Source organism: Pandoraea horticolens (genome assembly GCF_902459555.1).
Taxonomy (GTDB): Bacteria; Pseudomonadota; Gammaproteobacteria; order Burkholderiales; family Burkholderiaceae; genus Pandoraea; species Pandoraea horticolens.
In genome coordinates, this window is the sequence record NZ_CABPSM010000002.1 from 274130 (window position 1) to 300156 (window position 26027).

General features: G+C 62.3%; 24 protein-coding genes and 1 pseudogene. 15 read left to right on the top strand and 10 right to left on the bottom strand.

What is annotated here, in order from left to right; genetic code table 11:
• Positions 1-32 precede the first annotated feature (32 nt).
• From nuoE to PHO31112_RS05155, 14 genes are all read left to right on the top strand, one after another.
• Complete coding sequence (gene nuoE, locus PHO31112_RS05090; RefSeq protein ID WP_010807410.1) at positions 33-533, top strand: NADH-quinone oxidoreductase subunit NuoE; 501 nt, start codon at positions 33-35, stop codon at positions 531-533.
• A complete protein-coding gene (nuoF, locus tag PHO31112_RS05095) occupies positions 530-1822 on the top strand; it encodes an NADH-quinone oxidoreductase subunit NuoF (protein WP_150619507.1) in 1293 nt (430 codons plus the stop codon). The genes nuoE and nuoF overlap by 4 nt, the downstream gene beginning before the upstream one ends.
• A 29-nt stretch (positions 1823-1851) precedes the next feature.
• Positions 1852-4164, top strand: a complete 2313-nt coding sequence (gene nuoG / locus PHO31112_RS05100) for an NADH-quinone oxidoreductase subunit NuoG (RefSeq protein ID WP_150619508.1) — start codon at positions 1852-1854, stop codon at positions 4162-4164.
• On the top strand, positions 4165-5229 hold the full coding sequence (gene nuoH, locus PHO31112_RS05105; protein ID WP_150619509.1) for an NADH-quinone oxidoreductase subunit NuoH: 1065 nt from the start codon (positions 4165-4167) through the stop codon (positions 5227-5229). It abuts the gene before it with no gap.
• Positions 5230-5252: 23 nt separating this feature from the next.
• Positions 5253-5744 carry an NADH-quinone oxidoreductase subunit NuoI gene (gene nuoI, locus PHO31112_RS05110; RefSeq protein ID WP_010807406.1) on the top strand — a complete coding sequence of 164 codons (492 nt, stop codon included), beginning with the start codon at positions 5253-5255 and terminating at the stop codon, positions 5742-5744.
• 79 nt (positions 5745-5823) lie between these two features.
• Complete coding sequence (locus PHO31112_RS05115; protein WP_010807405.1) at positions 5824-6459, top strand: NADH-quinone oxidoreductase subunit J; 636 nt, start codon at positions 5824-5826, stop codon at positions 6457-6459.
• A gap of 9 nt (positions 6460-6468) precedes the next feature.
• Positions 6469-6780, top strand: coding sequence for an NADH-quinone oxidoreductase subunit NuoK (gene nuoK, locus PHO31112_RS05120; RefSeq protein ID WP_023596640.1), 312 nt, complete (start codon positions 6469-6471; stop codon positions 6778-6780).
• A gap of 17 nt (positions 6781-6797) precedes the next feature.
• Positions 6798-8849, top strand: coding sequence for an NADH-quinone oxidoreductase subunit L (gene nuoL, locus PHO31112_RS05125; RefSeq protein WP_150619510.1), 2052 nt, complete (start codon positions 6798-6800; stop codon positions 8847-8849).
• An 18-nt stretch (positions 8850-8867) separates the two neighbouring features.
• Positions 8868-10349, top strand: coding sequence for an NADH-quinone oxidoreductase subunit M (locus tag PHO31112_RS05130; protein ID WP_150619511.1), 1482 nt, complete (start codon positions 8868-8870; stop codon positions 10347-10349).
• 20 nt (positions 10350-10369) lie between these two features.
• Complete coding sequence (gene nuoN / locus PHO31112_RS05135; protein ID WP_150619512.1) at positions 10370-11839, top strand: NADH-quinone oxidoreductase subunit NuoN; 1470 nt, start codon at positions 10370-10372, stop codon at positions 11837-11839.
• Between the two features lie 123 nt (positions 11840-11962).
• The gene (locus PHO31112_RS05140) at positions 11963-12280 is read left to right on the top strand and encodes a DUF2818 family protein (RefSeq protein WP_174995547.1); all 318 of its coding nucleotides are present in this window, start codon (positions 11963-11965) and stop codon (positions 12278-12280) included.
• Positions 12281-12356: 76 nt separating this feature from the next.
• The gene (locus tag PHO31112_RS05145) at positions 12357-12950 is read left to right on the top strand and encodes an NUDIX domain-containing protein (protein ID WP_150619513.1); all 594 of its coding nucleotides are present in this window, start codon (positions 12357-12359) and stop codon (positions 12948-12950) included.
• A 63-nt stretch (positions 12951-13013) separates the two neighbouring features.
• Positions 13014-13484 carry a DUF1178 family protein gene (locus PHO31112_RS05150; protein WP_150619514.1) on the top strand — a complete coding sequence of 157 codons (471 nt, stop codon included), beginning with the start codon at positions 13014-13016 and terminating at the stop codon, positions 13482-13484.
• A gap of 163 nt (positions 13485-13647) precedes the next feature.
• Complete coding sequence (locus PHO31112_RS05155; RefSeq protein WP_150619515.1) at positions 13648-14103, top strand: MaoC family dehydratase; 456 nt, start codon at positions 13648-13650, stop codon at positions 14101-14103.
• A gap of 62 nt (positions 14104-14165) precedes the next feature.
• Here the strand turns inward: PHO31112_RS05155 and PHO31112_RS05160 are convergent, their stop codons facing one another.
• The 7 genes from PHO31112_RS05160 to PHO31112_RS05190 form a co-directional block, all read right to left on the bottom strand.
• A complete protein-coding gene (locus tag PHO31112_RS05160) occupies positions 14166-14501 on the bottom strand; it encodes a YegP family protein (protein WP_150619516.1) in 336 nt (111 codons plus the stop codon).
• 303 nt (positions 14502-14804) lie between these two features.
• Positions 14805-15497 (bottom strand): glutathione S-transferase C-terminal domain-containing protein, encoded by a 693-nt coding sequence (locus PHO31112_RS05165; protein ID WP_150619517.1) that lies wholly within the window; start codon positions 15495-15497, stop codon positions 14805-14807.
• Between the two features lie 182 nt (positions 15498-15679).
• Positions 15680-16924, bottom strand: a complete 1245-nt coding sequence (locus PHO31112_RS05170; protein WP_150619518.1) for an acyl-CoA dehydrogenase family protein — start codon at positions 16922-16924, stop codon at positions 15680-15682.
• Between the two features lie 11 nt (positions 16925-16935).
• A complete protein-coding gene (locus tag PHO31112_RS05175; RefSeq protein ID WP_150619519.1) occupies positions 16936-18060 on the bottom strand; it encodes a phosphotransferase in 1125 nt (374 codons plus the stop codon).
• 115 nt (positions 18061-18175) lie between these two features.
• Positions 18176-18892: a histidine phosphatase family protein gene (locus tag PHO31112_RS05180; RefSeq protein ID WP_174995567.1), complete on the bottom strand. Its 717-nt coding sequence runs from the start codon at positions 18890-18892 to the stop codon at positions 18176-18178.
• 144 nt (positions 18893-19036) lie between these two features.
• Complete coding sequence (locus tag PHO31112_RS05185) at positions 19037-19816, bottom strand: oxepin-CoA hydrolase, alternative type (RefSeq protein ID WP_150619521.1); 780 nt, start codon at positions 19814-19816, stop codon at positions 19037-19039.
• A gap of 16 nt (positions 19817-19832) precedes the next feature.
• On the bottom strand, positions 19833-21389 hold the full coding sequence (locus PHO31112_RS05190; protein ID WP_150619522.1) for a 3-hydroxyacyl-CoA dehydrogenase: 1557 nt from the start codon (positions 21387-21389) through the stop codon (positions 19833-19835).
• 550 nt (positions 21390-21939) lie between these two features.
• Here PHO31112_RS05190 and PHO31112_RS05195 point away from each other — a divergent pair.
• The gene (locus PHO31112_RS05195) at positions 21940-22596 is read left to right on the top strand and encodes a glutathione S-transferase (protein ID WP_150619523.1); all 657 of its coding nucleotides are present in this window, start codon (positions 21940-21942) and stop codon (positions 22594-22596) included.
• Between the two features lie 119 nt (positions 22597-22715).
• Here the strand turns inward: PHO31112_RS05195 and PHO31112_RS05200 are convergent.
• The 3 genes and pseudogenes from PHO31112_RS05200 to PHO31112_RS05210 form a co-directional block, all read right to left on the bottom strand.
• A pseudogene (locus PHO31112_RS05200) lies at positions 22716-24040 on the bottom strand (IS3 family transposase).
• Between the two features lie 113 nt (positions 24041-24153).
• Positions 24154-25359, bottom strand: a complete 1206-nt coding sequence (locus PHO31112_RS05205; protein WP_150619524.1) for a pyridoxal phosphate-dependent aminotransferase — start codon at positions 25357-25359, stop codon at positions 24154-24156.
• Between the two features lie 141 nt (positions 25360-25500).
• A complete protein-coding gene (locus tag PHO31112_RS05210) occupies positions 25501-26013 on the bottom strand; it encodes a putative toxin-antitoxin system toxin component, PIN family (RefSeq protein WP_150619525.1) in 513 nt (170 codons plus the stop codon).
• Positions 26014-26027 lie beyond the last annotated feature (14 nt).

The following is a 26027-nucleotide window of genomic DNA, read 5'->3' on the forward strand; positions in this document are numbered from 1 at the left end:
GGATAACGTTTTAGAGAACCGTCGGATCGGAAATGCTTTCTCCCGAAGCCCTGAAGAAAATCGACCGTGCCGTTGCCAAATACCCTGCCGAGCAGAAACAGTCGGCGGTAATGCACGCACTTGCCGTAGCGCAGGTCGAGAAAGGCTGGTTGTCGCCCGAAGTGATGCAATTCGTGGCGGACTACCTCGAGATGCCCGCAGTCGCGGTGCAAGAGGTCGCAACCTTCTACACCATGTTCAACACGAGCCCCGTGGGCAAGTTCAAGTTGACCGTGTGCACGAACCTGCCTTGCCAGCTCACGCGCGGCGAAGAGATGGCCAAGTACCTGAAGGAGAAGCTGGGTGTCGAGTACAACGACATCACGCCGGATGGTCTCTTCACGGTCAAGGAAGGTGAGTGCATGGGCGCTTGCGGCGATGCCCCCGTCATGCTGGTGAACAACCATCGCATGTGCGGCTTCATGAACGAAGCCAAGGTCGACGCGCTCATCGACGAGCTCAAGGCCAAGGGCGCCGCGGGAGAGAAAGCATGACGTCTCTGCACAACCGTCACGTCAAGCCGTTGATTCTCGCCGGCCTCAATGGCGAGAACTGGCACCTGGAAGATTACGTCAAGCGCGGTGGTTACCAGCAGCTCGCACGCATTCTGAAGGAGGGCCTCACGCCGGAGCAGGTCATTGCCGACGTCAAGGCATCGGGCCTGCGTGGCCGTGGAGGCGCAGGCTTCCCGACCGGTCTGAAGTGGAGCTTCATGCCGCGTGCGTTCCCGGGGCAGAAGTACCTCGTCTGCAACTCGGACGAAGGCGAACCCGGCACGTTCAAGGATCGCGACATCCTGCGCTACAACCCGCATGCGCTGATCGAAGGCATGGCCATCGGCGGTTTCGCCATGGGCATCACCGTCGGTTACAACTACATCCACGGGGAAATCTACGAAGTGTATGAACGCTTCGAAGAGGCGCTCGAGGAAGCACGCGCCGCTGGTTATCTGGGCGACAACATTCTCGGCACGGACTTCTCGTTCCAGTTGCACGCTCACCATGGTTACGGCGCGTACATCTGCGGCGAAGAAACCGCATTGCTCGAGTCGCTCGAGGGCAAGAAGGGCCAACCGCGTTTCAAGCCGCCGTTCCCGGCGAGCTTCGGTCTGTACGGCAAGCCCACGACCATCAACAACACCGAGACGTTCGCGGCTGTTCCGTTCCTGCTGGCCACCGGCCCGCAGCAGTATCTGGAAATGGGCAAGCCGAACAACGGCGGCACCAAGATTTTCTCGGTGTCGGGCGACGTCGAGTTGCCGGGTAACTACGAAGTGCCGCTGGGCACGCCGTTTTCCGAGTTGCTGGAACTTGCCGGTGGCATGCGTGGCGGCAAGAAACTCAAGGCCGTGATTCCGGGCGGCTCGTCGGCACCGGTGGTGCCGGCCGGGCTGATGATGGAAACCACGATGGACTACGACAGCATCGCCAAGGCTGGATCGATGCTGGGCTCGGGCGCCGTGATCGTGATGGACGAGACACGCTGCATGGTGCGCTCGCTGCTGCGCCTGTCGTACTTCTACTACGAAGAATCGTGCGGTCAGTGCACGCCGTGCCGTGAAGGCACGGGCTGGCTGTGGCGCGTGGTCAATCGTATCGAGCACGGTGAAGGCCGCAAGGAAGATCTGGACCTGCTCAACTCGGTGGCCGAGAACATCATGGGCCGTACCATTTGCGCGCTGGGCGACGCCGCAGCGATGCCGGTGCGCGGCATGCTCAAACACTTCTGGGACGAGTTCGCCTACCACGTCGAGCACAAGCATTGCTTGGTCGGCGCTCACTAATCCCTTTTGACGCTTGGCATTGAACCGCTATGGTTGAAATCGAAATTGACGGCCAAAAGGTCGAGGTGCCCGAAGGCAGCATGGTGATCCAGGCTGCCAAGAAGAACGGCACCTATATTCCTCACTTCTGCTACCACAAGAAGCTGTCCATCGCTGCGAACTGCCGCATGTGCCTGGTCGAGGTCGAAAAGGCCCCGAAGGCCGTGCCGGCCTGTGCAACGCCGGTGGCCAACGGCATGATCGTGCGCACCAACTCCGAGAAGGCTGTGAAGGCACAGCAATCGGTGATGGAGTTCCTGCTGATCAATCACCCGCTCGACTGCCCGATCTGCGATCAGGGGGGGGAGTGCCAACTGCAGGACTTGGCCGTCGGTTACGGCAAGTCGGCGTCGCGCTATCAGGAAGAGAAGCGCGTGGTGTTCCACAAGAACGTGGGCCCGCTCATCTCGATGGAAGAGATGTCGCGCTGCATCCACTGCACCCGCTGCGTGCGTTTCGGTCAGGAAGTGGCCGGTGTCATGGAGTTCGGCATGCTGGGGCGCGGCGAGCACTCGGAAATCACCTCGTTCGTCGGCAAGACGGTCGACTCGGAACTGTCGGGCAACATGATCGACCTGTGCCCGGTCGGTGCGCTGACGTCGAAGCCGTTCCGTTACAGCGCCCGTACGTGGGAGCTGTCGCGCCGCAAGTCAGTGAGCCCTCACGATGGCGTGGGCGCGAACCTCGTGGTGCAAGTGAAGAACAACAAGGTCATGCGCGTTGTGCCGCTCGAGAACGAAGCGGTCAACGAATGCTGGATCTCGGACAAGGACCGTTTCTCGTACGAAGGTCTGAACAGCGACGATCGCCTCACCAAGCCGATGCTCAAGCAAGGCGGTGAGTGGCACGAAGTCGACTGGCAGACGGCGCTCGAGTACGTCGGTCACGGTTTGACGGACATCATCCGCGACTTCGGCGCCGACGCCATCGCCGCACTGGCCTCGCCGCACGCCACGATCGAAGAACTGCACCTGCTGCAAAAGTTCGTGCGTGCGCTGGGTAGCGAGAACGTCGACTTCCGTCTGCGTCAGACGGATGTGTCGGGCGGCACCCAGGGCGCACCGTGGCTCGGCCTGCCGATCGCCGAACTCGACACGCTGCAAAGCGCGCTGGTCGTCGGCTCGTTCCTGCGCAAGGATCATCCGCTGTTCGCCTCGCGTCTGCGCTCCGCTGTGAAGGCCGGTGGCCAACTCAACGTGCTGCACGGCTCGGACGACGATCTGCTGGTGAAGCTCGCCAACAAGATCATCGCCGCACCGGGTGCCTGGGTAAGCGAGTTGGCCGGTATCGCCGTGGCTGCTGCCGCTGCCAAGGGCGTTGCCGCCCCGGCAGAACTGGCTGGAGTGAGCGCTAGCGATACGGCCAAGGCCATCGCTGCGTCGCTGGCGAACGGTGAGCGTCGCGCGATTCTGCTGGGGAACGCCGCTGTGCAGCATCCGCAGTTCTCGCAACTGCACGCCATCGCGCAAGTGATCGCTGACATCACCGGCGCCACGCTGGGCTTCCTGACCGAAGGCGCCAACACGGTCGGCGGCTACGCAGTGAAGGCCACGAACGCGAAGGGCGCTGCCGCGCTGTTCGCACAGCCGCGTCAGGCGTACCTGCTGCTGAACGCCGAGCCGGAGTACGACTCGGCCGATGCGAAGCAAGCACTCACGGCTTTGACTGCCGCGAAGATGGTTGTCTCTCTCTCGCCGTTCAAGCATGGCCTCGACTACGCCGACGTGCTGCTGCCGATCGCCCCGTTCACGGAAACCGCCGGTACGTTCGTCAACGCCGAAGGTCTGCCGCAACACTTCAACGGTGTGGTGCGGGCGCTGGGCGAAACGCGTCCGGGCTGGAAGGTGCTGCGCGTGCTGGGCAACCTCCTCAAGCTGCAAGGCTTCGAGCAAGACACGGCTGAGCAGGTTCGCGACGAAGCCCTCGCCGGTTTCTCGGCGGCTGCGCTCGACAACCGCGCCAAGGCCGCACTGACTGCGCCGAAGGCGGCGGGTCAGGGGCTGGAGCGTCTGGCCGATGTGCCGATCTACGCTGCCGATGCACTGGTGCGCCGTGCCCCGTCGCTGCAACTGACGAACGATGCCAAGGCTGCGCTGCGTGCCACGCTGCCGGCGGCACTGTTCGACAGCCTGGGCCTCGCCGCCGGCGACGCCGTGCGCGTGCGCCAGGGCGATGCCGTGGTTACGCTGCCGGCCGCTCGTTCGGAAACGCTGCCTGCCAATGTGGTGCGCGTTCCGGCGGCTACGCCGGCGTCCGCCGCGCTTGGCGCGATGTTCGGTGAAATTTCGGTGGAGAAGGCGTAAATGAGCCTGAACGAAGTCATCAATCAATACGGCACGCAACTGCTGGGCGTGGCCTGGCCGACGGTGTGGGCGCTGGTTCGCATTCTCGTCGTGGCCGTGATCCTGCTGCTGTGCGTGGCGTATCTGATTCTGTGGGAGCGTAAGCTCATCGGCTGGATGCATGTGCGTCTTGGTCCGAACCGCGTGGGTCCGGCCGGTCTGCTTCAGCCGATCGCCGACGTGTTGAAGCTCCTGCTCAAGGAAGTCATCACGCCGTCGCAAGTCAGCAAGGGCATTTACGCCATCGCACCGGTGATGGCCGTGTTGCCGGCCTTTGCGATCTGGGCGGTGATTCCGTTCCAGCCGGGGGCGGTACTGGCCGACGTGAACGCCGGTCTGCTTTATGCCATCGCAATCTCGTCGATCGGTGTGTACGGCGTGATTCTCGCCGGCTGGGCCTCGAACTCGAAGTACGCCTTCCTCGGCGCCATGCGCGCGTCGGCCCAGATGATTTCGTACGAAATCGCCATGGGCTTCGCGCTGGTGACGGTGCTGATGACGGCTGGCTCGCTCAATCTGTCGGACATCGTGCGCTCGCAAGAGCACGGCATGTTCGCCGGGATGGGGCTGAACTTGTTGTCGTGGAACTGGCTGCCGCTGCTGCCGATGTTCATCGTCTACTTCATCTCGGGTATCGCGGAAACGAACCGCCACCCGTTCGACGTGGTGGAAGGCGAGTCGGAAATCGTGGCCGGTCACATGATCGAGTACTCGGGCATGGGCTTCGCGCTGTTCTTCCTGGCCGAGTACATCAACATGATCATCATCTCGGCGCTGGCTTCGGTGTTGTTCCTGGGGGGCTGGAGTGCGCCGTTCGGCTTCCTGTCGTTCATCCCGGGGGTGTTCTGGCTGGCGTTCAAGGTGTTCCTGCTGCTGTCGGTGTTCATCTGGGTGCGTGCGACGTTCCCGCGCTACCGCTACGACCAGATCATGCGTCTGGGCTGGAAAGTTTTCCTGCCGTTGACGATCGTTTGGGTGATCGTGGTGGGTGGCTGGATCATGTCGCCCTGGAACATCTGGGGCTGAGGCGAACGGAGTAGAGGAATCCCATGGTAAGGGCAATCAAGGACTTTTTCGGCAGTTTCCTGTTGTTGGAACTGCTCAAGGGCATGGCGCTCACGGGGCGCTACACGTTCGCTCGTAAGGTGACGGTGCAGTTTCCGGAAGAGAAGACGCCGCTGTCGCCGCGTTTTCGCGGTTTGCATGCGCTGCGCCGTTATCCGAACGGTGAAGAGCGCTGCATCGCCTGCAAGTTGTGCGAAGCGGTGTGCCCGGCAATGGCCATCACGATCGAGTCGGATGTGCGTGACGACGGCACTCGCCGTACCACGCGTTACGACATCGATCTGACCAAATGCATTTTCTGCGGCTTCTGCGAAGAAAGCTGCCCGGTGGACTCGATCGTCGAGACACACATTCTCGAGTATCACGGCGAGAAGCGTGGCGATCTGTACTTCACCAAGGAAATGTTGCTCGCGGTGGGCGATCGTTACGAAAACGAAATCGCGGCGGCCAAGGCGGCCGATGCGCCGTACCGTTAAGCAGGGCAGGGCGCGGCAGATCGATGGCGCGCCCGGTACGGCAATTGACGTTGGCTAATTCTCGCGACACCCGGTGATTATGGAATTCACAACCTTTCTTTTCTACGTGTTTGCGCTGATCCTCGTGGTCTCCGGCCTGAAGGTCGTGACCTCGCGCAACCCCGTGCAGTCGGCACTGTTCCTGGTGCTGGCTTTCTTCAACGCCGCGGCGATCTGGATGCTGCTCGAGGCCGAGTTCCTGGCGATCATGCTGGTGCTCGTCTACGTCGGCGCGGTGATGGTGCTGTTCCTGTTCGTGGTGATGATGATCGACATCAATCTCGACGAACTGCGACGCGGCTTCGGCAAGTTCATTCCGCTGGCGAGCACGGTCGGCGCGATCATGATCGTCGAAGCGTCGCTGGTGCTGATGCGCGGCTACGGCGCCACGCGCGCGCCGGTCAAGGCCGTGTCGGCCCCCGACGTGCCGAACACCAAAGCGCTCGGTATCGCGCTGTACACCGACTATATCTTTGCCTTCGAAGTGGCAGGTCTGATCCTGCTGGTGGCCGTCGTGGCAGCCGTTGCGCTCACGATGCGTACCCGTAAGGACCACAAACAGACCGACCCGAGCAAGCAGGTGCGCGTGAAGGCGCGCGACCGCGTGCGTCTGGTGTCGATGCCCGCCGAAGCCCGGCAGCAATCCACCGGCACTGACAAGCCGGCGGCGGAATAAGGAGACAGCATGATGTCGTTGTCGCTAGCGCATTACCTGGTGTTGGGCGCGATTCTCTTCGCGATCAGCATTACCGGTATCTTCCTCAACCGCAGAAATGTGATTGTGCTGCTGATGGCCATCGAGCTGATGTTGCTCGCGGTCAATCTGAACTTCGTCGCGTTCTCGCATTACCTGGGCGACATTGCCGGCCAGGTATTCGTGTTCTTCATTCTTACGGTGGCCGCCGCGGAAGCCGCGATCGGTCTGGCCATTCTGGTCACGCTGTTCCGTAAGCTCGAAACGGTCAACGTCGAAGATCTCGACCGCCTTAAGGGTTAACAAAAGCGAACGCTGTTATGGCATCCACATTGAATCCCAACCTGCTGCTCGCGATCCCGCTGGCGCCGCTCGCCGGCTCCCTGATTGCCGGTCTGTTCGGCAAGCAAGTCGGACGCGCGGGCGCCCACACGGTCACGATCCTCGGCGTGCTGGTCGCGTTTGTCCTGTCGGTCATGACCTTCATCGACGTCATGAACGGTGCGAGCTTCAACGCCACCGTTTATGAATGGGCTCGCATCGGCGAACTCAAACTCGAGATCGGCTTCCTCGTCGACACGCTCACCGTCACCATGATGTGCGTGGTCACTTCCGTCTCGCTGATGGTGCACATCTACACCATCGGCTACATGGCGGAAGACCCCGGCTACCAGCGCTTCTTCTCGTATATCTCGCTGTTCACGTTCTCGATGTTGATGCTCGTGATGAGCAACAACTTCCTGCAATTGTTCTTCGGCTGGGAAGCGGTGGGTCTGGTCTCGTACCTGCTGATCGGTTTCTGGTACACGCGTCCGACCGCGATCTACGCCAACATGAAGGCGTTCCTGGTCAACCGTGTTGGTGACTTCGGTTTCCTGCTCGGTATCGGTCTGCTGCTGGCCTTCACCGGCACGCTGAACTACGGCGAAGTGTTCGCCAAGGCCAACGATGTCGCGGCCCTGTCGTTCCCGGGCACCGACTGGCGGCTGATTACGGTGGCCTGTATCTGCCTGTTCATCGGCGCGATGGGTAAGTCGGCTCAGTTCCCGCTGCACGTCTGGCTGCCCGACTCGATGGAAGGCCCGACCCCGATCTCCGCACTGATTCACGCGGCCACGATGGTGACCGCAGGTATCTTCATGGTGAGCCGCATGTCGCCGCTGTTCGAACTGTCGGACACCGCGCTGTCGTTCATCACGATCATCGGTGCGATCACGGCGCTGTTCATGGGCTTCCTGGGCATGATCCAGAACGACATCAAGCGTGTCGTGGCCTACTCGACGCTCTCGCAGCTCGGTTACATGACGGTCGCGCTCGGCGTGTCGGCCTACCCGGTGGCCATCTTCCACCTGATGACGCACGCGTTCTTCAAGGCGCTGCTGTTCCTCGGCGCCGGCTCGGTCATCATCGGTATGCACCACGATCAGGACATGCGCAACATGGGCGGCCTGTGGAAGTACATGCCGATCACGTGGATCACGTCGCTGCTCGGTTCGCTGGCGCTGATCGGCACGCCGTTCTTCTCAGGCTTCTACTCGAAGGACTCGATCATCGAAGCGGTGGCAGCCTCGCATCTGCCGGGTTCGGGCTTCGCTTACTTCGCTGTGGTCGCCAGTGTGTTCGTCACGGCGTTCTACTCGTTCCGTATGTACTTCCTGGTCTTCCATGGCAAGGAGCGTTTCGGTCTGGCGCACCATGACCATCACGACGCGCATCACGAGGAAGAGGAAGAAGATTCGCACGGCGAGCACCACGGTCTGGCACCGGGGCAGAAGCCGCATGAGTCGCCCGCTGTCGTGACGATTCCGCTGATTCTGCTGGCGATCCCGTCGGTCATCATCGGCGCGATTGCGATTGCCCCGATGCTCTTCGGCGAATTCTTCAAGCAAGGCGTGGCGTTCAAGGACGTGATCTTCATCGGCGAGAACCACCCGGCGATGGAAGAACTGAGCCATGAGTTCCACGGTTGGGTAGCGATGGCGCTGCACTCGTTCGGCACGCTGCCGATCGCGTTGTCGGCACTGGGTATCGTGCTCGCGGCCTTCTTCTACCTGAAGCGCCCGGACATTCCGGAAGCACTGAAGAACAAGTTCTCGGGTATCTACAAGCTGCTCGACAACAAGTACTACATGGACAAGATCAACGAAGTGGTCTTCGCCAAGGGCGCGCTCAAGATTGGCCGCGGCCTGTGGAAGGCGGGCGATCAGGGGCTCATCGACGGTGCCGTCGTGAATGGCAGCGCGCGTCTGGTGGGCTGGTTCGCCGGTGTCATCCGCTTCGCACAATCCGGTTACATCTACCACTACGCGTTCGCCATGATCATCGGCATGCTCGGGCTCCTGACGCTGTTTGTGACGTTGAACGGCAAGTAATAGGGGGAGCCAACAATAATGCAATCGCTACCGCTTCTGAGTCTGGCCATTTGGCTGCCCATCCTGTCGGGGATCGTTATCCTCGCGGTGGGAAATGACCGTAACCCGACGGGCGCACGCGTGCTGGCGCTCATCGGTTCGCTGGTGAGCTTCCTGGTCACGCTACCGCTGATCTCGAACTTCGACGCCAACACGCCGGCGTTCCAGTACGTCGAAAAGACGAGCTGGATCGAGCGTTTCCACATCAACTACTTCCTGGGTATCGACGGCATCTCGCTGTGGCTGGTCGTGCTGACCGCACTCATCACGGTGATCGTGGTGATCGCGGGCTGGGAAGTGATCACGGAGCGTGTCTCGCAGTACATGGCCGCGTTCCTGATCCTCTCGGGGTTGATGGTCGGTGTGTTCTCGGCGCAAGACGGCCTGCTGTTCTACGTGTTCTTCGAAGCCACGCTGATCCCGATGTACCTGATCATCGGTGTGTGGGGTGGGCCGAACCGTGTGTACGCAGCGTTCAAGTTCTTCCTGTACACGTTGCTCGGCTCGCTGCTGATGCTGGTCGCGCTGATCTACCTGTACAACGCAACGGGTTCGTTCACGCTGACCGACTGGTACGCGGTGAAGCTGCCGATGAACGTGCAGATACTGCTGTTCGTGGCGTTCTTCATGGCCTTCGCCGTGAAGGTGCCGATGTGGCCGGTGCATACCTGGCTGCCGGACGCTCACGTGGAAGCACCGACGGGCGGCTCGGTCGTGCTGGCCGCCATCATGCTGAAGCTCGGCGCGTACGGTTTCCTGCGCTTCTCGCTGCCGGTCGTCCCGGACGCCAGCCACTACCTGTCGGGCTTCATGATCGCGCTTGCGCTGATCGCCGTCGTCTACATCGGCCTCGTAGCGCTGGTGCAGACCGATATGAAGAAGCTGGTGGCGTACTCGTCGATTGCGCACATGGGCTTCGCGATCCTCGGCTTCTTCATGTTCAGCGAAATCGGCATGCAGGGTGCGCTGGTTCAGATGATCTCGCACGGTTTCGTGTCGGGCGCCATGTTCCTGTGTATCGGGGTGCTGTACGACCGCATGCACTCGCGCAACATCGCCGATTACGGCGGTGTGGTGAACACGATGCCGAAGTTTGCTACGTTCTTCATGCTGTTCGCGATGGCCAACAGCGGTTTGCCGGCGACGTCGGGCTTCGTGGGTGAATTCCTGGTGATTTTGGGCGCCGTGAAGCTGAACTTCTGGGTGGGCCTGCTGGCGGCCACCTCGCTGATCACCGGTGCGGCTTACTCGCTGTGGATGTATAAGCGCGTGATCTTCGGTGCAATCGCCAACGATCATGTGCGCGAGCTGATCGATATCAACAAGCGCGAGTTCTTCATGCTGGCGGTGCTGGCTGCACTCACGCTGTTCATGGGTATCTATCCGAAGCCTTTCACGGACCTGATGCACACCTCCGTGGTTAACCTCCTCGCCCACGTGGCGCAGACCAAGCTGCCGTAATCGGGGAGGACATCTAGATCATGCAAAACATTAATCTGCTGCCTGCGTTGCCGGAGGCCATCCTGCTGCTCATGATCCTCGTGATCATGATGTGCGACGCGTTTCTCGGCCAGACGCGCAAGCTGAACTACGTTCTGGCACTCATCACGTCTGCGGTCGTGTCCGTGCTGTGGGCTTGCAATGCCGGCGACCCGGCATCGCACTACCTGTTCGGCAACGTGTTCATCGCCGATCCGATGTCGAACCTGCTCAAGGCCTTCGGTGGTCTGGCAACGTTCGTCACGTTCATCTACGGCCAGAAGTATCTGGAAGCGCGCGGCCTTGCCCGTGGCGACTTCTATGTCCTCAGCCTGTTCTCGCTGCTGGGTCTGTCAGTGATGATCTCGGGCAACAACTTCCTGACGCTGTATCTGGGTCTGGAACTGATGTCCCTGTCGCTGTACGCCCTCGCTGCCGTGTGGCGCGATTCGACGAACGCGACCGAGTCGGCCATGAAGTACTACGTGCTGGGCGCACTCGCTTCGGGCTTCCTGCTGTACGGCATGTCGATGATGTACGGCGCGACCGGTTCGCTCGAACTGGCCAAGGTCTTCGAAGTCATCGCTTCGGGCGCCGTGAACAAGATCGTGCTCGTGTTCGGCGTGGTGTTCGTGGTCGCCGGTCTGGCATTCAAGCTGGGCGCTGCTCCGTTCCACATGTGGGTGCCGGACGTCTACCAAGGCGCACCGACCCCGGTCACGCTGCTCATCGGTGGCGCGCCGAAGCTGGGTGCGTTTGCACTGCTGCTGCGTTTGCTCGTCGAAGGCATGCTGCCGCTGGCGATCGACTGGCAACAGATGCTGATCATCCTGGCGGTGCTCTCGCTGGTGATCGGTAACCTGACGGCCATCGTGCAGACCAACGTCAAGCGTCTGCTGGCGTACTCGACGATCTCGCACATGGGTTTCGTGCTGCTGGGCATGCTCTCGGGCGTGGTGGGCGGCAAAATCGACGGTATCGCCGACGCTTACGGCTCGTCGCTGTTCTACAGTGTGATCTACCTGCTGACGACGCTGGGCACGTTCGGTATCGTGCTGCTGCTCTCGCGCAAGGGCTTCGAAGCCGAGAACCTCACGGATCTGAAGGGCCTGAACCAGCGTAGCCCGTGGTTTGCCTTCGTCATGCTGATGCTGATGTTCTCGCTGGCCGGCATTCCGCCGCTGGCAGGCTTCTACGCCAAGCTGGCCGTGCTGCAAGCCGTGGTCAACGCCGGTATGGTGTGGCTGGCCGTGGTGGCCGTGATCGCATCGCTGATCGGTGCGTTCTACTACTTGCGTGTCGTCAAGCTGATGTACTTCGACAAGCCGGAAGACACCAACGCGCTGGAAGGCAGCGGTACGATGCGCTTCGTGCTGTCGCTGAACGGTCTGGTGCTGATTTACCTGGGCCTGATGCCGGGCTCGTTGATGGATTGGTGCCTGCGCACCATCAAACTGACGCTGGCCAGCTAAGCGGCCGGGGGCGTTCGGAAGGACGAAGTCGGCGAAGGCAACGACGCCGGCAGGAAACCGGGCAGGCGCGGGCCGAGATGGCCGGCCCGGCTCAAGAGAGACAAACAGGCGGAGGCAAGAACGATGGGCATGTCGGCAGGGGGTACGCTTGTGATTCTGCTGGCCGTGCTGGGCGCGAACCTGCCGTTCGTGAATCAGCGCCTGTTCGGCCTCATTGCGCTCAAGCGGGCAGTCAAGCCGCTGTGGTTGCGTCTGATCGAACTGGTGGTGGCCTACTTCGTGGCGGGCGCCCTCGGATACCTGATCGAATCGGGCATCGGCAACGTGTTTTCGCAGGGCTGGGAGTTCTATGCCGTGACGGCGAGTCTGTTTGTCGTGTTCGCGTTTCCGGGCTTCGTTTACCGATATTTGTGGCGTCATCGACCGGCGGCTACCGCTTGAGATGTCTGCTTTGCAAAGCGCCGCCCTTGGGCGGCGTTTTGTTTTGGGTTCGCCAATTTTCAGCCGTGGAGGGCTTATGACCCAACGTCAAACCGACGATCAACATCTGATTGAGACATGTGTTACGAGTGAGACGGTCTACGACGGTGCGTTCCTGACCATCAAGCGCGATCGCGTCCGTCTGCCCGATGGCAAGACAGCCTTGCGCGAGTACACCACCCATCCGGGGGCGGTCATGGTGATTCCGCTCTTCGAAGATGGTCAGGTGCTTATGGAGCGTCAGTATCGTTATCCGCTCGAGCGTGTGATGACGGAATTGCCGGCGGGCAAGCTCGACGACGCGGAAGGCGGTTTGGCCTGCGGTCAGCGTGAACTGCTGGAAGAGACCGGTTATCACGCCAAGCGCTGGGACTACCTCACGCGTATTCATCCGGTGATTTCGTATTCGACGGAATTCATCGACATCTGGCTCGCGCGCGACCTCACGCTTGGCGAGCAGTGCCTCGATGAAGGCGAGTTTCTCGACGTGTTCAAGATGCCTGCGACCGAGCTGCTGCAATGGGTGCGCGACGGGCGCATAACGGACGTAAAATCGATTATCGGCGCGTTCTGGCTTGAGAAGATATTATCGGGAGTCTGGCAGCCGAACGAGCGTTCGCCGCTGCGCTGATCCATCGTCAATATTTGAGCTCGTGCCTTGCGACTGGCGGGGCCGGGACACATTCATAGCGTCATGAAGGTTTTTGATTTGCGTTGTGCGCACGAGCACACCTTCGAGGGCTGGTTCGGCTCGGAGGACGATTACCTTTCGCAGCAAGCGCGGGGGCTGGTGACTTGCCCCGTTTGCGGCGATACGGCAATCGTGCGCATGCCGTCTGCACCGCGCCTGAACCTGTCGGGGGCGACTTCGCGTGCCGATGCCGCGCCACCGGCCGCTCAGGAGCGCGGCGCGTCGAGCGGCGCCGTCGAAGCGAAACGCGAATTGCAGACGCTCTGGATGAAAGCTGTGCGCCACGTCATGGCGAACACAGAAGACGTCGGTGGCAACTTCGCGGAGGAAGCCCGCAAGATCCATTATCGGGAAGCCCCGGAGCGCAACATCCGCGGGACGGTGTCTAGGGAAGAGACCGAGGCGCTGGCGGAGGAGGGCATCGACGTGATGCCGCTCCCCATTCCCGACGGCTTCAAGGATACGTTACAGTAAGTCCATCGCCGGGCCGGGGCCGGTTCGGTGCGCGGTAGCGCCAGCATCCGGTGCAGTCCTGGCTTTTGCTGGCGATTGCTGCGCCATTTCCACGCATTTGCACGCATTTCCATTCTCACGCGCCCGACAGACGACGTCGGCACGCCGCACGGAGGAGTTCGCGATGGCAACGTTCGAGTATTACTTCGAGGATTTCGCAGTAGGCGACACCTTCGATCTGGGCGAATACACGTTCACAGCAGACGAGATCGTGCACTTTGCCCGGCAGTTCGATCCTCAGCCGTTTCACGTCGATGAGTTGGCCGGCCGTGAGTCTCATTTCGGTGGGCTGGTGGCCAGTGGCTGGCACACGTGCAGCGTCATGATGCGGATGAACGTCGACAAGCTGCTCTCGCGCTCGGCGAGCATGGGGTCGCCGGGCGTCGAACAGATCGAGTGGCTCAAGCCGGTGCGCCCAGGGGATACGATCACCGTCACGAGCAGCACGCTGGAGGTTCGCGCGTCGAAGAGCCGTCCCGATCGCGGTATCGTGCGGCAGCTCTGGACAGCCACGAACCAGCATGGCGAGGAAGTGTGCCGGTTCCGGGGAACGGGGCTTTATCTGAGGCGCGTCGTCTGAAGCAAACGGGAAAAAACGGCAGACGGCTTGACCGGCGGGCGTTCTGGCCCGCCGCGCAGCACTCAATGCGACAAATCGCTCACCGACGCCGCCGGGGCGTCGCGCTTGACCTGAGTGATGCCGTCTTCCATCTGCTCGGCTGTCGAGAACATCTGGCTCTGGCCGATGATCTCGCCGTTGCGCGCCTTGAGCACGAAATAGGGGCGGCCTGACGTCGACGTCTTGCGCTCGAAACGATGATCCTCGACCGAGTTTTTGCGAACGGACTCGATGCCGTTCTGCGCAGAGGCACGCGCCTTATAAGTCTCGGAAGAGAGGATGATGTGCCCGCTGTCGGTCAGCAGGTGAAAGTGGAATTCACCGTTGGGGCTACGCTTGAGTTCGAACTTGCCTGACATATGTGGATCTCCTGGATCTTCCAAAAGCCAGCGGCGAGGGACTGCGAACTGCAAGAGACGACGGCAGAGGGCCGCGTCGGAGAAACCTTGAAAACCTCTTGATATACAGATTCGATGGCGCCTACGTATCGAGCGGATTGCGCCTAGATTAGCACCGCCCGCGTCCCCGCGATACCGCAGTTTGTTTCGAAGTGTAAACCACTTCCCGCGATGGCTTGCCAAACTGGGGCTTGAGGTGCGGCAAGGCACCGGCGGAAGAGGGTGGTGTCGGCCGGCCCTGGGGGTCGGCCGACGGCGCGCGCTTTAGCGGCGAGCGTACTGTGTCGCGCCGAACAGCATTTCACGGGCCTTGTCGTCCCGCAACGGCTTGCGCGCGTCGGCCAGCACTTTGATGCCGCGCTGTACCGCAGGCCGTGCCTCGATGGCCTCAAACCATTTCTGCACGTTGGAGAAGTCAGAAAGCTCGACGCCCTGGTTCTTCCACGAGCGCAGCCACGGCCAGATGGCGATGTCCGCGATGGTGTACATATCGCCGGCAACATACGGATGGCTGCCCAGCCGCTTGTCGAGCACGTCATACAGACGCCGCGCTTCGTTCGTGTAGCGCTTGATCGCATAATCGATCTTCTCGGGGGCGTAGATCCGGAAATGGTGCGCCTGACCGAGCATTGGCCCCACGCTGCCCATCTGGAACATCAACCATTCGAGGGTTTCGTACTTGCCGCGTACGTCTTCCGGCAGGAAGCGGCCGGTCTTGCCCGCCAGATACAGCAGGATCGCGCCCGACTCGAACAGCGAGATCGGCTTGCCGTCCGGGCCGTTTTCGTCGACGATGGCCGGGATCTTGTTGTTCGGCGAGATGGCGAGAAAGGCATCCTTGAACTGATCGCCCGCGCCGATATCGACGGCATGTGCGTGGTAGGGCAACCCGCACTCTTCGAGCATGACGTGGACTTTGTGGCCGTTAGGCGTAGCCCAGGAATAGACCTGAATCAATTGCGGCTCCTCATTGGGGCGTCGGTCGACGCCGTTCCCCGTCAAGCGCGGCGACGATCGCGTCAGGCGCCCGGCACGGTGGTGTCACAGATGACGAAACGGGCCGGGGGGCGAGCGCTCGCCCCCCGGAAAAACTGCCCGGAAATTACACCACAGAACGTTTTTCTCTGCCGGGTGTGGGGTCAGCGAGCGGTGCCGGCGTCGGCCTCGGCGCTCAGGTAACGCGCCAGTTCCAGTTTGGCGATGGCATTGCGGTGAACTTCGTCCGGGCCATCCGCGAAGCGCAGGGTGCGGGCGCTGGCATAGGCGTAGGCCAGTGGGAAGTCGCCCGAAAGCCCTGCCGCGCCGTGTGCCTGCATCGCCCAGTCGAGCACCTGACACGCCATGTTCGGGGCGACAACCTTGATCATTGCGATTTCTGCCCGCGCCGCCTTGTTGCCTACCGTATCCATCATGTAAGCCGCTTTGAGCGTGAGCAGGCGCGCCTGCTCGATCTGGCAGCGCGCTTCGGCGATGCGCTCTCGCGTCACGCCCTGCGCGGCGATCGGTTTGCCGAACGCCACGCGCGCGAGTGTGCGTTGACACATCAGCGACAGGGCACGCTCCGCCAGGCCGATGAGCCGCATGCAGTGGTGGATGCGGCCCGGCCCGAGACGTCCCTGCGCGATCTCGAAACCGCGTCCCTCGCCGAGCAGGATGCTGCTCGCAGGCACGCGAACGTCGTCGAGTTCGATCTCCATGTGACCATGCGGGGCGTCGTCGTAACCGAACACGGTGAGCGGGCGCACGCGCGAGATTCCCTTGGCATCCGAGGGCACGAGAATCATCGATTGCTGTGTGTGTTTGGGGGCCTCCGGGTCGGTCTTGCCCATCACGATGTAGAGCGCACAGCGCGGGTCGCCTGCGCCGGTCGACCACCATTTGCGTCCGTTGATGACGTAGTCGTCACCGTCACGGCGAATCCGGCATTGCACGTTGGTGGCGTCGGACGAGGCGATGTCCGGCTCCGTCATCAGAAACGCGGAACGGATCTCGCCGCGTAGCAGCGGTTCTAGCCATTGCGCCTTTTGCGCGTCGGTCGCATAGCGCTCGAGCGTTTCCATGTTGCCGGTGTCGGGGGCATTGCAGTTGAAGACTTCGGGGGCCCACGGCACTTGTCCCATGATCTCGCACAGCGGCGCGTACTCGACGTTGCTCAGGCCCACACCGCGCCCGGAGTCGGGCAGGAAGAGGTTCCAGAGCCCTGCCTGCCGGGCGAGCGGCTTGATGCGTTCGATGACCTGCGACGGCTGCCACGCGTCTCCCTGACGGCGCGCTATCTCGATCTCTTCGAGATACCGGTGTTCATTCGGGAAGATGTGTTCGTCGAAGAAGGCGGAAAGGCGCACACGCAAGGCTTCGACTTTGGGGCTGTAGCTGAAATCCATGAGGTCTCCGTTCAGTGTCTGTCTGCGTGACCGGGGGCGGGGGCCGCGCTGCGCTGTGCGCGCAGTGCATATGCCCACGCGAGTTCGGCCATCGGACGCGCACGCTTGCCTGCGTCGAGCGCTTGCTGGCTGGCTGCTGTCCCGTCGGCGACGCGTTTCATGATCCCTTGCAGAATCGCGGCGATACGGAACATGTTGTACGCGAGATAGAAATGCCACTGCGCGGGCGGCGTGATGCCCGTGCGCTCGCCGTATCGGGTGACGTAGGTGCTTTCGTCGGGAATGCCGAGCGCTTGCCAGTCGAGCCCGGCGATACCGCGAAACACGCCGGGGCTCACATGCCACGCCATGCAGTGGTAACTGAAGTCGGCGAGCGGGTCACCGAGTGTCGACAGTTCCCAGTCGAGCACCGCGAGTACACGGGGTTCGGTGGGATGGAAAATCAGGTTGTCGAGGCGGAAGTCACCATGCACGATGCTCGTGCGCTCGGGCACATCGGCAGGCAGATGTGCGGGCAGCCACTCGATGAGCCGGTCCATGGCGTCGATAGTTTCCGTCTCCGACGCGCGGTACTGTTTGCTCCAGCGGGCGATCTGCCGGGCGATGTAGTCGCCGGGTTTGCCATAGGACTCAAGTCCGATGGCGCGATAGTCGACCCGGTGCAGTGCCGAGATGACGCGGTTCATTTCGTCGTAGATGGCGCCGCGTTCGGCCACCGTCATGCCGGGCAGCGATGGGTCCCAGAATACGCGTCCCGGCACAAAGTCCATGACATAGAACGCCAGTCCGATCACGCTTTCGTCCTCGCACAAGCCCCGCATGCGAGCGACGGGGACGCCGGTGCCTGCGAGTGCATCCATCACGCGGTACTCGCGCTCGATGGCGTGGGCAGACGGGAGGAGTTTGGCCGCCGGTGCAGGCTTGGTACGCAGGACGTAGGCGGCGCCGGGGGTAGCCAGGCGATAGGTGGGGTTGGACTGGCCGCCGTTGAATTGCGTGAGGGTCAACGGCCCGGCGAAGCCGTCGACGTGTGCGGTAAGCCAGCGCTCGAGCGCGGCGATATCGAAGGGCACGTGCTGGCCAAGTGCGCGTTCGCCTGCAAATGCGGAAAAGTCCTGTGGAAGCTCCTCGGCCATGCTGTCTCCTGCATTTCCGGTGCTACGTTGATCGTGACGATTCGACTGCGTGATGCCCTTGCCGAGCGGCCGCCTCGAAGCGTGCGACCGCTGAAATCCTGAGCCTGCTGCGAACTTATCCTCGCTTTCGCGCGCGCAGGAACGACGCGAAAATCTTCTCCATGACCGTCAGCCGGTTATCGCGATGCAGCGGCTGCGGCGGCGCGAAGTTCATCAGGCGCACCACCCAGTCTTCGGGCTTGTCGCCCACGTCGAGCGCGTTGATGCACGCGGGCGTCTGGGCGAGTTGGCCCAGAAAAAGGCGTCCGAGCGGATGCACGGCATGCGAGAGAATCGCGCGATTCACGCCGCCGTGCAACACCAGCAGCACGGTGTCCCATGATGTATCGGCGCGAAGTTCCGCCAGCGGCGGCACCACTCGATCAAGCAGTTCGCGCACCGACTCGCCGTTCATGAATCGGGTGTTTTCGGGCACCAGGCCGTCGAACGCACCGAGAAACGCCTGCGCGAGTTCGGCCGGCGGCAGGTCGGAAAGGCTGCCCGCGCGAATCTCTTCCCAGCATGACCACGTCTCGATATCGATCTGCTGCCCCGTCTCGGCCAGTACGCGCTCGGCAGTCTCGCGCGTACGCGGCAGACCACTCACGATGACACGGTCGAAGCGGATATTCTCGGCGGCAAAGGCGCGTCCGGCGGCGCTGGCTTGCGTGCGCCCGAGTTCGTTGAGCGGGACGGTGTCGGCGTCGATGGGCTTGCCGCTATCGTCGAAGTAGGTGACGTCGCCATGGCGCATCAGATAGATGCGGCGGCGCTGCGGCGGGGTGAAGGTCAAGGGACCGGCATCGGGGCGCGGATGGGCGAGTGAACTCATGCGGAAATTCTCCTGAACGGACCGGCAGCCGATCGGCGACTGCGGCAAAGCGTTGACCGGCGGCGCACGTCGAAGGTTCGCGTGCGCCGCGCTTCTGTCACACGCTCAGGCGTATTTTGCTGGACGTTTCTCGAGGAAGGCGCTGATACCTTCCAGACCGTCGGCGTGGTGCAGCGAGGCGACAAAGTTGTCGCGCTCCGCCCCCAACTGCGATGTCAACGTCTCGCGGGCGCCGGTCTCGATGAGCGCCTTGATACGGCCGACGGCGTTCGGCGAGAGCTGCGCGAGATCGGTCGCCCAGTTCAGCGCTTCGGCGCGAGCCTGTCCGGGCGCGACCACGCGGTTGACGAGTCCCGCAGCAGCCAGACGCGTCGCCGCCACCGGCTTGCCCTCGAGCAGGATCTCGGTGGCGAGCGGGCGGGGCAGGGCTTGCGAGAGGAACCACGAGCCGCCTCCGTCGGGCGTGAGGCCGACTTTCACATAGGCCATCACGAACTTGGCGTTCTCGGCCGCAACGAGCAGATCGCACGCCAGCGCGAGCGAGAAACCTGCGCCAGCGGCCGCGCCTTCGACGGCCGCGATGATCGGCTTCGGGCACGCGCGCAACGCTTCGATCCATTCGGCGAGTGCATCGATGCTCGCCGCCTGCACCGACGGATCTTTCTGACGATTCTCCAGCAGCCGGTTCAGGTTGCCGCCCGCACAGAAGAAGTTGTCGGCGCCGGTTAGCACGACGGCCCGCACGGAGGCGTCGCGCTCGGCGGTGGCCAGCGCTTCGACCCCGGCGGCATACATATCCGGATGCAGCGCATTGCGTGCTCCGGGGTTGGACAGCGTCAGCACCAGTGTCTGGTCGACGCGTTCGGCAAGGAGTTCTGCGCTCATGAATCGAGTCTCCGGATCACTGTTCTTCGGTGAGTAGCGACACGCCAAGCTGCGCGCGACGCGAAAGCCACGGCGAGGGACGATAACGCGGGTCGCCATAGAACGATTGCAGATTGCGCAGGACGGTGAGCAACTGGCGCGCACCGACAGCGTCACCGAGCGCAAGCGGCCCCTTGGCGTAGCCCAGCCCCAGCGTCACGGCGCGATCGATGTCACCCGGCGTGGCGATGCGCTGTTGCGCGATATCGGCACCGATGTTCACGATGGTGGCGATCACGCGTTGCGCGACGAAGCCCGCTGAGTCGCGGATCACCGTTACGGGTGTGCCGTCGTGTGCAAAGAGCGCATGTGCGGCGTTGCGCGCGCCGGGTGTCGTGACGGGCGTGGTCATCAGGGTATGACGCTTCGCGCCCGCGAGCGGCAGCAGCGTGTCGATAGCTACCGTGCGCGTAGCGTCAAGCCCTTGTTCGACCGCGCAGGTCGTGGCATCGAGGCCGAGCGGCGTGACAATGATTAGTGCCGTCTCCGATGGTTTGTCGCCGCTTTCGATGGCCACGCCCGTCGCCCCCAGCAGTTCGACCACAGAGGCGAAGCCACGCGCATCGGCGCGGCTCACCCAGACGCTGGCCGGCAGGGTGTCGGGGGCCGGGGCCTCGGCCGGCACCTGTTGCTTGCCGTCGACGTAGCGATAGAAGCCTTCGCCCACTTTGCGGCCGAGCAGCCCGCCGGCGAAACGCACGGCGGTGATCGGCGACGGCCGGAAGCGCGCCTCTTCGTAGAACTGGTGATAGATCGACTCCATCACCGGGTGCGAAACATCGAGTGCGGTGAGGTCGAGCAGTTCGAACGTGCCGAGGCGGAAGCCCGCTTGCTCACGCAGGATGCGGTCGATGTCGGCAAAGCTCGCCACACCTTCGCTCGCGACGCGCAGGCCTTCGGTGTTCATGCCGCGTCCCGCATGATTGACGATAAAGCCAGGCATGTCCTTGCAGCGCACGGCCGTGTGCCCCATGCGCCGGCCCAGCGCGAGCAGGGCGTCGCCGACGTCGGGGGCGGTGCGCAGGCCGTCGATGACCTCGACCACCTTCATGAGCGGCACCGGGTTGAAGAAGTGGTACCCGGCCACGCGCTCCGGTCGCTCGCACGCCGCGGCAATGGCCGTGATCGATAGCGAGGAGGTGTTCGACGCGAGGATGGCATCGGCCGCGACGATACCTTCGAGCGAGCGGAACAGGTCGCGTTTGATCTCGAGCTTCTCGATGATGGCTTCGACCACGAGATGGCAGTCGGCCAGATCCTCGAGCGCACTGCACGCCTGCAAACGGCCCATCGTCGCCTCGACGCTGGACGCTTCGATCTTGCCCTTTGCCGCGAGCTTGTCCAGCGTGTCGCGCAGGGCGTCCAATGCGGCTTGCACGGCCTTCGCGTTGGTGTCGTACAGCTTCACACGCAGACCGGCCTGTGCGGCGATCTGGGCGATGCCACGGCCCATGGCGCCGGCACCGACGATGCCAAGCACGTCGATAGCCTTGGCCGGAGAGTGAGCGGATGCCGGGGAGGAGGATGCAGTCATTCGGAGTGTCTCGAAGTTGATGTCGATTGTCGTCGATCGGTGTCGTTCTGCCGGCGTGCATGGCGCGGTACGGCGTGATGCGTCATTCTATCGTCCGACCGGTCGGTCGGGAAATGAATTTCCTGCTGAGTTGCGCGGCGATGCAAACCGATGCCCCTATTGCGTTGCCGTTATTGTCGCCGATCTCGTTGCGGCTGCCAGCGCTTGTTCCGCTGAGCGGTCGGTGGCAGGGCGGGGGACGGTTGGCTCGCTGCCGGATTTCGGGACGCCGTTCGCGGCGTCACTTACGCGAACGATCGTGCGATACCGTTACAATGCGCGAAGCCGCTAGTCGCACTCACTACCCTCGCCACCCTCTGTAGAAGGGGGAAACACTACGTCGTGACGGTGTGGCCGGGCGATGACACTGCAAGTGCGAGCCGCGACCGGCAGCCAACGAGACGCCGCCACTGCACTGAGGCGGTGCACCAAGGACGCATCATGAAACTGCGCGCGGACCATGGCGCCTCACCGACAACAGGGGCGCTGGCCATGCCGCATGGGAGACATCATGTTGAAGCTGTACGGCTTTCCAATCAGTAACTACTACAACAAGGTCAAGGTTGTGCTGTACGAGAAGGGCTTGCCCTTCGAGGAGTCGGAATCGGTCCCCTGTCAGGAAGAGTGGATGCTGCAATCGTCGCCGCTTGGCAAGGTGCCGTATCTGCAGACGGAAAACGGTTTTCTGTCCGAATCGCAAGTGATTTGCGATTTCCTTGAGTTGGCGTATCCGTCTCCCGCACTCTTCTCCAGAGGTCCGTGGCAGCAAGCCAAGGAGCGCGAGTTGCTGACGATGACGGAGTTGCATCTGGAACTCGTGGTGCGCGAGGTGTACACGCAGGCGTTCTTCGGCGGCACGGTGTCGGAAGGCACGCGCAATCGTACCGAGAAGCTGCTGCGCCGGAACATCGCCGCGTTCAAGCGGCTGGCGAAATTCGCCCCTTACGTGGCGGGTGACACGTTCTCGATGGCGGACATTGCCGCCGGCATCCATTTGCCTATCGTCGGCATGGCCACGCAAGCAGTCTATGGCGAAGACTTCCTGCAGGCGGCCGGCATCGACTGGAAGGCGTACGGTAAGCGGCTCGCCGAGCGTGAGTCGTTCCAGCGTATGCGCGCCGAACAGAAGGCCTACCAACAGGCGCAGCAGGCGAAGAAGGCGGGATAAGTCGGTCGATGCCCGACGGTCAGGCGAGGCGGGGCCTTCCCCCTGTTTCGCCTGCGTTACCGCGATAAAGTAAAAGGGCCGCAATGTTTGCACTGACCCCGTAAAGTTGGGCGGGGAAGTTATGGCGTTAAGGGCTGAGTTCTGTACTGCACAGGACTTAGCCCTTTTAGCTTGAGTTTGATGCGTTCGTGGTTGTAGTCGCGGATGTGGTCGGCAATGGCACGGCGTAGTTGTTCAATGCTGTCGAAGCGAGCCAGTCGGAAGCACTCGGACTTTAGCGTGCCGAAAAAGCTCTCCATTGCCGCATTATCGAGGCAATTGCCCTTGCGTGACATGCTCTGCGCCATGCCTCGGGCAGCCGGTCGCTCGCGATACGCCCGCATTTGGTAAGCCCGGCCTTGATCGGAGTGCAGCATTGGGGCCTCGTGATTGGCCAGACGCCGAAGAGCCTTATCCAGCATGCCTTGGATCAGAGCAAAGTCGGGCTGCTCGCTCGTTTGCCAAGCAATAATCTCGCCGTTGTAGAGATCCAGAACCGGCGATAAATACAACTTCTTGCCGGCAACGCTGAATTCCGTGACGTCCGTCACTCATTTCTCGTTGGGCTGGCTCGCGTCGAACCGGCGCGCCAACAGATTGGGCACGATACGCCCGGTCTCGCCTCGATAAGAGCGATACTTCTTGGGATGTACGAGTGACTTGAGTCGCAGCACCAACATCAGGCGCTGCACCGTCTTGTGATTGACGGGGGTACCGTTCTGGCGAAGCGTGGCCGTCACCCGGCGATAGCCGTAGCGGCCCTTGTGGTGGGCAAAGACCTGCGCGATCTTGGTTTTGAGCGCGCTATGGCGATCCCCAGCCTTGGCCGTCGTCATCTGATAGTAGAACGTACTGCGTGCCAAGCCTGCGATCTTCAGCAATGCCCCAAGCGGGTAATGCTCGCGCAGTACGCTCATCGCTTGGGCCTTCTCTTGGGCGCTGTCTGCTCTTTGGCACGGAGCAGTTCGTCCAACTTTTTAGGTACGCCACCTCCGCGCGAACGCTCTTCGACAGGCGTTGCCGGTTGGGAGGACTGTTTGGGTTGGGACATCTTGGGTGGCCTGCCTTTGGGGAGCGGCTTGAGCGCTTCGAAGCCACCCTCATGATACTGGCGCTCCCAGCGGCTGACGCTATTGCCCTCGCGCAAATCGAATACCGCACACATGCGCTGGTACGACAACTCGTGACGCCACATGTGTTGGAGCACCGACATCTTGAACTCGGCGCTATAGCTTTCGTGCTTTTTGCGAAGCCCGGCCTCACCATGCACCCGATACGCATTTAGCCAACGTCGGAGTACCGTACGGCCAACACCGTACTTCTGGCTGACATGCTGGCTACCGCCCCGACCGTCTATATATTCGTGAACTACCCGGCGCTTGAACGCCTCATCGTACTTCGTCATACAAAAACCCCCAAGGGTTGGCTTCATGTCCAACTATTGGGGGGGCAGTTCAGTTCCAGATTGCGGCCCTTTTTTCTGACGGCTGACGCCTGACAACCGACGGTCGTTGGTGGTCAGATTTTCGCCAGTCGAGCCAGCGCTTCGCGCAGCGTGTCATCCTTCTTGGCGAAGCAAAAACGCACGACGCCCGATTCGTGCGGCTCGTGATAGAACGCCGAAACGGGAATTGCCGCCACGCCGATCTCGCCGGTCAGCCACAGCGCGAAGTCGCTTTCGCTCATGTCGCTAATTGCGCTGTAATCCACGCATTGAAAGTAGGTGCCTTCGCACGGCAGCAATTTGAAGCGCGTGCCTGCCAATCCTTCGCGGAACAGGTCGCGCTTCTTCTGGTAGAAGCCCGAGAGTTCGAGATACGGCGCGGGGTCACGCATGTAGTCCGTCAGCCCCACTTGCATCGGCGTGTTCACGGTGAACACGTTGAACTGATGCACTTTGCGGAATTCCGCCGAGAGGGAGGCGGGTGCCGCGACGAAGCCGACCTTCCAGCCCGTCACATGGTACGTCTTGCCGAAGCTCGACACGATGAAGCTGCGGCGCGCGAGTTCGGGATGGCGCGCCACGCTCTCGTGCCGCTTGCCGTCGTACACCATGTGTTCGTAGACCTCGTCAGAGATCAGCAGAATGTCGGTGCCCGCCACGATCTCGGAGAGCTTCGCGAGATCCTGTTCGTGCCACACGGTGCCGCTCGGGTTGTGCGGCGTGTTGAACAGGATGAGCCGCGTGCGCGGCGTGATTGCGGCGGCCAGCTTGTCGAACGGAATGCGGAACTCGGGGGCTTCGAGCGTGATGAACACCGGTTTGCCACCGGCCAACTCGATCGACGGGACATAGCTGTCATACGTCGGCTCGAAAACGATCACTTCGTCGCCCGGATGCACGCTCGCGAGAATCGCCGTGAGCAGCGCCTGCGTCGCGCCGGCCGTTACCGTGATTTCCGTGTTCCAGTCGTAATGCTGCCCGTAGAGATTGCCGATCTTGTCGGCAATGGCCTGACGCAGCGCCGGCACACCCGCCATCGGCGGGTACTGGTTGTGGCCTTCGCGCATGGCGCGCGAGACGGCGTCGACGATCTTCGGGTCGCAAGCGAAATCGGGGAAGCCCTGTCCGAGGTTCACCGCCTGCTTCTCGGCCGCCAATGCCGACATCACGGTGAAGATGGTGGTGCCGACGTTCGGCAAACGCGAGGCGAGCGGCGGGGCAACCAATGCCTGAACGGCAGGTGTGGTGGATGCGATGGAAGCGGGGTGGGGTGCGTTCATTTATGCGATGGACGATGCAGTGATCAGGCCGTCATTCTAACGCCGCTGCGCGCTGCATGCGGGCGATACCCGGTCGCCCGGCTTCCGATTTCGGACGTTCCCTGGCCCGTTCTCCGGCCATTCCGATCGGACTCTCGGAATTCACGCGCTCGGGACGAGCAACGACGTGAAAGCACTCGCTGTCACGATACGAAAGCCGAACTGACGCGCCACGCGGCTGCGCAGCTTCAGCACGGCCTTGTCCTTGCTGACAAGCCAGTGTGCGTGCCCGTCACGGGCGGCTTCGAGGAATTTCTGATCGTCGCGGTCGCGGCATAACGGCAATTGGGCGGGCGGCGGGGCGTCTTCCGGCACCACGATGCGATGCGTTTGGGCATCGACCCAGGCGAGGGCGGCGGCGTTGTCGATCTCACGCGCGGAGAATTGCGGGTACGTGAGCACCACGGCGAGTTCGTCGCGGCAGCGCGGCGCCATGAGTGCGGTGAGGCGGCGCTCGACGAGGGCATCGCGCAGGGGACGCACAACGGGGTCGTCGAAGACCAGCAGGTCGATCCAGACATTGGTGTCGAGGACCACGCGCGGTGGGGTGGCGAGCGTATCGAGGTGCTCGGCGAAGGCCCGCTCGGCGGGCGTGGCAACAGCGTTTTGAAGCATTGGATAGAATGGCG